Origin of the sequence: Roseivivax isoporae LMG 25204 (genome assembly GCF_000521865.1) — a bacterium.
GTDB lineage: Bacteria > Pseudomonadota > Alphaproteobacteria > Rhodobacterales > Rhodobacteraceae > Roseivivax > Roseivivax isoporae.
Genome location: NZ_JAME01000079.1, coordinates 1 through 6,483 on the forward strand (window position 1 = coordinate 1; position 6,483 = coordinate 6,483).

A 6,483-nucleotide genomic window follows, 5' to 3' on the forward strand; every position below is an offset into this window, starting at 1 on the left:
CGGAAGAACTGGCCGCTGGTGCTTCCGAACCTCGGGCTGTCGATCAGCCGGCAGCGGCTCGAGGACGACTACGCGAACAACGGTGCGGCCTCGCCGGAAGCCGAGCGCATCTGGATGTCGCAGCACCTCAACATCGAGATCGGCCTCGGGCTGCACTCGGAGCGCTGGGTCGGCGCGGACCACTGGGAGAAGGCCGCCCGGCCGGGCATGGACCTCGCCGCGATCATCGAGACCTCCGAGGTCTGCGTCGTCGGTCTCGACGGCGGCGGCCTCGACGACCTTCTCGGGATCAGCGTCCTCGGCCGGCACGCCGAGACAAAGACGTGGCAGCACTGGGGAAAGGCCTGGGCCGATCGCGGAGTGCTCGATCTGCGCAAGTCGATCGCGACCGAGCTGGAGGACCTGGCCGAGGCGGACGAGCTCGTCTTCGTGGACAACCTCGAGGCCGAGGCGATCCCCGAGATCGTGGCGATCTGCCAGCAGATCGAGGATGCGGGGCGGCTGCCCGAGGAAGACGGGATCGGCATGGACCCCGAGGGGGTGGGCGCCATCGTCGACGCGCTGATCGAGGCCGGCTTCTCGATCGAGGACATCCGCTCGATCAGCCAGGGCTACAAGCTGAACGCCGCGATCAAGACGGCGCCGGTCAAGCTCAAGAACGGCTCGATGGTGCATTGCGACCAGCGGATCATGCGCTGGTGCGTCGGAAACGCACGCACGGAATCGCGCGGGAACGCCGTGATCGTGACCAAGGCGCAGTCGGGCAGCGCCAAGATCGATCCGCTCATGGCGCTCTTCAACAGCGTCATGCTGATGAGCTGGAACCCGGTCGCGAGCGGCGGGCCGAGCGTCTACGAAACCCGCGGTCTGCTGACCGCCTGATCAAGGGCACGCGATGGGCATCTTCAGCATCTTCCGCCGCGGCGCGCCGGAGACGTCGGAACCGACCGACGTGCGCGCGATGGCGGGCGAGGCTGCGCAGTTCTACGGTCTCGACGACCCGCGGTTCCTCGAGTTCATCCGCGGCGGCACCGGCGCGGTGACCGAGAGCGGCGCGACGGTCTCGGTCGCGAGCGCCATGAAGAACACGACGGTCCTGCGCTGCGTCTCGCTGATCTCGTTCTCGATCGGGATGCTGCCGCTCCGGCTGCAGCGCCAGGACGACAAGACGCCGGCGCGCGGGCATCCGCTCTTCCGGGTGCTGCACCGCAAGCCGAACCCGTGGCAGACCGCTTTCGAGTTCCGGAGCCTGATGCAGCAGCGCGCGCTGCAATACGGCGACGCCTTCGCCCGCATCGTGTGGAGCCGGGGCCGGGTCCTGCAGCTGATCCCGCTCGATCCGGCGCGCATGAGGATCACGCAGCTGCCGGACTGGACGCTGCGCTACACGTTCACGCGCACGGACGGCGGCACCGTCGACCTGCCGCAGCGGGAGGTCCTGCACCTCCGAAACGGCCTCTCGGAAGACGGCATCCGGGGGCTGTCGGCGGTTCGCCAGGCTGCCGAGGCGATCGGGCTTGCCCGGCAGGCGGAGCGCGCGGCGGCGCGGCTCTTCCGGAACGGCATGATCGTCGGCGGCGTGCTGAAGCACCCGGGCCGGCTGTCGCCCGAGGCCTATGAGCGGCTGCGGGCGAGCATGAACGACGACAGCGGGGCCGAGAACGCGCACCGCTGGAAGATCCTCGAGGAGGGGATGGACCTCGAGCCCGCAAGCCAGTCCGGCCGGGACAGCCAGGGGGTCGAGAACCGCAGCCTGCAGATCGCCGAGATCTCGCGCGCCTTCGGAGGCGTGCCACGGCCGCTCCTCGTGATGGACGACACCTCGTGGGGTTCGGGCATCGACGTGCTGGGCCAGCTCTTCGTGCGCTACTCGCTGAACCCGTGGTTCCAGGCCTGGGAGCAGGCCATCGAGCGCGACCTCCTCGGCGACGCCGATGTCGACGTCTACGAGGCCAAGTTCAACGCCGGCGCGCTCCTGCGGGGCTCGATGAAGGACCAGGCGGAGTTCTTCTCGAAGGCGCTCGGCTCCGGCGGGCACCAGCCCTGGATGGGCTACGAGGAGGTGCGCGAAGTCATGGACCTGCCCGAGCGCGCGGACCCGCCGCCACCGCCGCCCGGGCTGACAGGAAAGGACCCGTCCGATGAGCCTTCGTAACCTGCCCGAGCTGAACGCCGACCGCCTGCCGAAGGTGTGCGCGTTCGAGCTCGACGATGCCGCGCTCGAGCGGTGGAACGCGGCCGTGCAGCCGAAGGCCGCTGGCGAGACCACGATCACGATCCTCGACGCGATCGGCGAGGACTGGGACGGCAGCGGCGTCACTGCCCGCCGCGTCGCCGCCGCGCTGCGGTCGATCGGCGAGAAAGAGGTGACGGTCGAGATCAACAGCCCGGGCGGCGACTTCTTCGAGGGGGTGGCGATCTACAACGCGCTGCGCGCCCATCCGCAGAAAGTCACCGTGCGCATCCTGGGCCTCGCCGCCTCGGCGGCCTCGGTCATCGCGATGGCGGGCGACGAGATCCAGATCGGCAAGGCCGGCTTCATGATGGTGCACAACGCCTGGGTCATGGCGATCGGCAACCGCCACGACCTGCGCGAGGCGGCCGACATGATGGAACCCTTCGACGACGCGATGGCGACCCTCTACGCGAGCCGCGCCGGCGTCGCGAAGCCCGAGGCCGCGGCCTGGATGGACAAGGAGACCTGGTTCAACGGCGAGCAGGCGGTCGAGGCGGGTCTCGCCGACGGCTACCTGCCGGCCGACGCCGTGGTCGAGGACGCCGCGCGTGCGCGCGAGCAGTCCGGAGTGAAGGCGGTGAAGCGCATCGACGTGGCGCTCGCCCGCAATGGAATCCCGAGGTCGGAACGCCGCGCGCTTCTGGCCGAGGTGAAGGGGGGCACGCAGGACGCTGCCCCGACCGTCACGCACGACGCTGACGAATGGACCGCTGCCGCGCGGCAGCTGATCACCACCATATCGTCCTGAAAGGACTGACCATGACCAAGATGATGAGGGCCCCGCTGCGGGGCGTCGTCGCGGTTCGTGCGGATGCAACGAACCCGGCGCAGGTCCTCGCGAGCCTCAACAAGGCCTTCGAGGAGTTCAAGAACACGCAGGCGGAGAAGGACAAGGAACTGAAGGCGAAGTTCGACGACGTCGTCACGACCGAGAAGTTCGAGCGGGTCAACACCGAGGTCGGCGCCCTGCAGGCCGCGATCGACGAGGCCAACGCGAAGCTCGCCGCGATCGCGATGCAGGGCAGCGGGCCCGGCGTGGTGAAGGATGCCGAGTACACCGACGCGTTCCGGGCGCACTTCTGCAAAGGCGACGTCCAGGCCGCGCTGCGCAAGGGTGCCGACGACGAGGGCGGCTACCTCGCGCCGGTCGAGTGGGACCGCACGATCACCGACAAGCTGATCGAGGTCTCGCCGATGCGGCAGATCGCGTCGACGCAGTCGATCTCGAAGACGGCCTTCACCAAGCTCTTCAACCTGCGCGGCACGGGCTCGGGCTGGGTCGGCGAGGAGGCCGCGCGCCCCGAGAGCTCGACGCCGACCTTCGGCGAGATGACCATCACGCCGGGCGAGATCTACGCCAACCCCGGCGCGACGCAGGGCATGCTCGACGACGCCGAGGTCGACCTCGAGGCCTGGATCGCGGGCGAGGTCGAGACCGAGTTCGCCAAGCAGGAGGGCCTCGCCTTCGTCGCCGGCAACGGGACGAACAAGCCGAACGGCTTCCTGACCTACGCGACCGGCGCCGCGAACGCCGCCGCGAACCCGCTCGGCGCGATCGAGGTCATCACCGCCGCGGCGACCGCCGCCGTGACCGAGGACGAGCTGCTCGACCTCGTCTACGCGGTGCCGAGCTCCTACACGCAGGAGGCGCGGTTCACGATGAACCGGACCACGATGGGCGTGATCCGGAAGCTGCGCGACAGCGACGGCCGGCAGCTCTGGCAGCCGTCGAGCCAGGCGGGCCAGCCCTCGCAGCTCCTGGCCTATCCGGTGACCGAACTGCCGGACATGCCGGACATGGCGGCAGGCGCCATGCCGATCGCCTTCGGCAACTTCCGCCGCGGCTACCTGATCGTCGACCGCGCCGGTGTCCGCGTCCTGCGCGACCCCTTCACCGCGAAGCCGAAGGTGCTGTTCTACACGACCAAGCGCGTCGGCGGCGCGGTGACCGACCCGCAGGGCCTGAAGGTCCTGCAGCAGGCGGCCGCGTAATATCCCGGCCGGGCTGACCCGGCGCGGTCACAGGACAGGTCCCGGCGATGGTCGCCGGGACCGCACCCACCTTGCAGGAGGCCGACATGGCTGACGAACAGACGACGACCCCGGCGAAGACGCCGCCGAAGACACAGGCGGCGAAGAAGCCGGCCGCGGCGACGGGCAAGCAGAGCATGACGCCCGCCATGGCGAAGAAGCTCGGGCTCGACCCCACCCCCTACGGCACGGGGAAGTAAGCGCACATGTTCCGCCCGGTCCGCATCGAGGCGCCGGCCGAGCTGCCGGTCTCGCTCGAGGAATGCAAGCAGCACGCCGTCGTCAGCTTCGACGACGACGATGCGCTCATGGAGACGTTCCTCGCCGGCGCGACCGAGTACCTCGATGGCTTCCGGGGCGTTCTCGGGCGGTTCATGGTAACGCAGACATGGCAGGTCGCGCGGTGCAACTTCGCGCGCCGGATGGTCCTGCCGGTGCCCGACGTGTCGAGCGTCGAGGTCACCTTCGACGACGCGGAGGGCACGGGTCAGACGGTCCCTGCCGAGCTTGTGCAGATCGTGCCCGAGGCCCGCGGCACGCTCGTGCGCCTGTCGTCGGACTTCGAACTGCCGGACCTCGAGGACGACAACCCGGCACCGGTGCAGCTGACGTTCACCGCGGGCTTCGGCGCGGCGGCCGAGGTGCCGATGCCCCTCAAGATCGCGATCATGCGTCTCGCCCGGTACTACTACGACGACCGCCTCGGCACCGGCGCAACCATGTCCTGGTCGGACTTCGACCGGCAGATCGCCCCCTGGCGCTGGATGTCGGTATGAACCTGATCGAGCGCGTCGCCTTCGACCGGCCGACCGAGACGCAGGACGGGTACGGCGGCACCGAGACCGGGTGGAGCGAGGCGCCGGCCAGCTACGAGACCCGCGCGCAGTTCATCTACCAGCGCGGCTCGGAGGCGGTCGAAGCGGCGCGGCTGACGGGCCGGTCGATCTACAAGGTCCGGATCCGCTCGAGCGTCGCCGCACGCGAGATCACGGCGGCCTGGCGCATGCGCGACCTCCGCCGGGGCACGATCTACAACATCCGCGAGATCGACACGATCACGGACCGGCAATGGGTCTACGTGACGGTCGAGAGCGGGGTGGCGGTATGAGCGCCTCGGTCGCCCTGCAGAAGGCGATCTATGACGCGCTCGTGGCGGACGCCGGCGTCGGGGCGCTCGTGGGCGCCCGCATCTATGACAACGTGCCGAAGGGCGTGACCTTCCCGTATGTCTCCTTCGGGCCGACGCAGGAGATCATCGACGACGAGGAATGCATTGACGGCGAGGAGCACGTCTTCCAGATCGACGTGTGGGACCGCTCGCAGGCGCGCCTTTCCCCGACAAAGCGCATCTCCGGCGCGGTCAAGGCAGCACTGCACGACGCAGCGCTGACGCTACCCGACCCCTACGCGCTCGCGTTCATTCGAGTGACGAGCACCCGGACCATGCGTGATCCGGACGGGATCACTGGCCACGGCATCGTCACTGTCGAGGCGCGGGTCGAGCTATAGGCACAGGTAGAAATACTGCACCTGGAACCCGTCGATCCTCTGGCGGGCCTCCAACTCGGCGGACTTCCCGCTGGATGAGCAAACCTGATCGGCCCGCTCCTGAACGCGGGGCTTGCTAGCGTCTTCGGCCCCACTGATCTGGACCTCGCGCGAGAGGATGGTGAGCGAGTGCCCGTTGAACTGGGTGACTGTCTGTTCAGCCTCTTGCGCAACCGCAGGAGCTGCGACGAGGGCGGCAATGATCGCGATCTTCTTCATGGGCAGCTCCTCCGACTGACGGTTTCCAAGATGGTCAAGAACCTCGCCAAATTCCAGCGCCGGATGCGGGCGATCCCGCTGAGCGTCCGCCTCGAGGTGGCCCGGCAGCTCGAGAAGGAAGCGGACAAGATCGTCAAGCTGATGAAGGCGTTCGCGCCGAAGGATACAGGCGCGCTTGCAGAAAGCATCGGTTGGACGTGGGGCGACGCGCCCAAGGGTGCGATCACGGTCGGCAAGGTCGCGGGCAACGAATACGACCGGATCGCGATCACCATCTACGCCGGGGGAACGGAAGGCACCGCTCGCCGGCAGGCACGTAGTTCGGGCTCGCGACGGCGCGACCAGCGGCGTGGCGGGTACTTCGACAGCGACAACGCACGCTTCCAGGAATTCGGGACGGTCAACATGGCCGCGAACCCGTTCTTCTTCCCTGTCTGGCGGGCAGAGAA

General features: G+C 68.8%; 9 protein-coding genes and 1 pseudogene. 9 read left to right on the forward strand and 1 reads right to left on the reverse strand.

Annotation, left to right across the window (positions count from 1 at the left end; genetic code table 11):
- The 8 genes and pseudogenes from RISW2_RS25145 to RISW2_RS22330 form a co-directional block, all read left to right on the forward strand.
- Positions 1–882, forward strand: a pseudogene (locus RISW2_RS25145) (terminase large subunit); the annotation flags it as partial.
- 13 nt (positions 883–895) lie between these two features.
- Entirely contained in the window at positions 896–2,155 is a 1,260-nt protein-coding gene (locus RISW2_RS22300; protein WP_043775402.1) for a phage portal protein, read from the forward strand.
- Positions 2,142–2,984: a head maturation protease, ClpP-related gene (locus tag RISW2_RS22305; protein WP_043775404.1), complete on the forward strand. Its 843-nt coding sequence runs from the start codon at positions 2,142–2,144 to the stop codon at positions 2,982–2,984. Before RISW2_RS22300 ends, RISW2_RS22305 begins: the two co-directional genes overlap by 14 nt.
- Positions 2,985–2,995: 11 nt before the next feature.
- Positions 2,996–4,228 (forward strand): phage major capsid protein, encoded by a 1,233-nt coding sequence (locus RISW2_RS22310; protein ID WP_051492338.1) that lies wholly within the window; start codon positions 2,996–2,998, stop codon positions 4,226–4,228.
- Between the two features lie 86 nt (positions 4,229–4,314).
- A complete protein-coding gene (locus RISW2_RS22315; RefSeq protein WP_156943972.1) occupies positions 4,315–4,467 on the forward strand; it encodes a hypothetical protein in 153 nt (50 codons plus the stop codon).
- 6 nt (positions 4,468–4,473) lie between these two features.
- Entirely contained in the window at positions 4,474–5,043 is a 570-nt protein-coding gene (locus tag RISW2_RS22320; RefSeq protein WP_043775409.1) for a head-tail connector protein, read from the forward strand.
- Positions 5,040–5,375 carry a head-tail adaptor protein gene (locus RISW2_RS22325; RefSeq protein WP_043775411.1) on the forward strand — a complete coding sequence of 112 codons (336 nt, stop codon included), beginning with the start codon at positions 5,040–5,042 and terminating at the stop codon, positions 5,373–5,375. The genes RISW2_RS22320 and RISW2_RS22325 overlap by 4 nt, the downstream gene beginning before the upstream one ends.
- The gene (locus RISW2_RS22330; RefSeq protein ID WP_043775413.1) at positions 5,372–5,776 is read left to right on the forward strand and encodes a DUF3168 domain-containing protein; all 405 of its coding nucleotides are present in this window, start codon (positions 5,372–5,374) and stop codon (positions 5,774–5,776) included. The genes RISW2_RS22325 and RISW2_RS22330 overlap by 4 nt, the downstream gene beginning before the upstream one ends.
- Here RISW2_RS22330 and RISW2_RS22335 read toward each other — a convergent pair.
- Positions 5,771–6,034 carry a hypothetical protein gene (locus RISW2_RS22335; RefSeq protein ID WP_043775415.1) on the reverse strand — a complete coding sequence of 88 codons (264 nt, stop codon included), beginning with the start codon at positions 6,032–6,034 and terminating at the stop codon, positions 5,771–5,773. The two genes, RISW2_RS22330 and RISW2_RS22335, sit on opposite strands and share 6 nt — an antisense overlap.
- Positions 6,035–6,064: 30 nt before the next feature.
- On the opposite strand from RISW2_RS22335, the gene RISW2_RS23785 reads away from it, so the two are divergent.
- Positions 6,065–6,483 (forward strand): HK97 gp10 family phage protein (locus tag RISW2_RS23785; RefSeq protein ID WP_051492340.1); only part of this gene is annotated, 419 nt, incomplete at its 3' end.

What these genes read in the sequence shown, in the direction of transcription:
- RISW2_RS22300 (WP_043775402.1), top strand. Translation starts at nt 896, where the DNA reads ATGGGCATCTTCAGCATCTTCCGCCGCGGCGCGCCGGAGACGTCGGAA.
- RISW2_RS22305 (WP_043775404.1), top strand. Translation starts at nt 2,142, where the DNA reads ATGAGCCTTCGTAACCTGCCCGAGCTGAACGCCGACCGCCTGCCGAAG.
- RISW2_RS22310 (WP_051492338.1), top strand. Translation starts at nt 2,996, where the DNA reads ATGACCAAGATGATGAGGGCCCCGCTGCGGGGCGTCGTCGCGGTTCGT.
- RISW2_RS22315 (WP_156943972.1), top strand. Translation starts at nt 4,315, where the DNA reads ATGGCTGACGAACAGACGACGACCCCGGCGAAGACGCCGCCGAAGACA.
- RISW2_RS22320 (WP_043775409.1), top strand. Translation starts at nt 4,474, where the DNA reads ATGTTCCGCCCGGTCCGCATCGAGGCGCCGGCCGAGCTGCCGGTCTCG.
- RISW2_RS22325 (WP_043775411.1), top strand. Translation starts at nt 5,040, where the DNA reads ATGAACCTGATCGAGCGCGTCGCCTTCGACCGGCCGACCGAGACGCAG.
- RISW2_RS22330 (WP_043775413.1), top strand. Translation starts at nt 5,372, where the DNA reads ATGAGCGCCTCGGTCGCCCTGCAGAAGGCGATCTATGACGCGCTCGTG.
- RISW2_RS22335 (WP_043775415.1), bottom strand. Translation starts at nt 6,034, where the DNA reads ATGAAGAAGATCGCGATCATTGCCGCCCTCGTCGCAGCTCCTGCGGTT.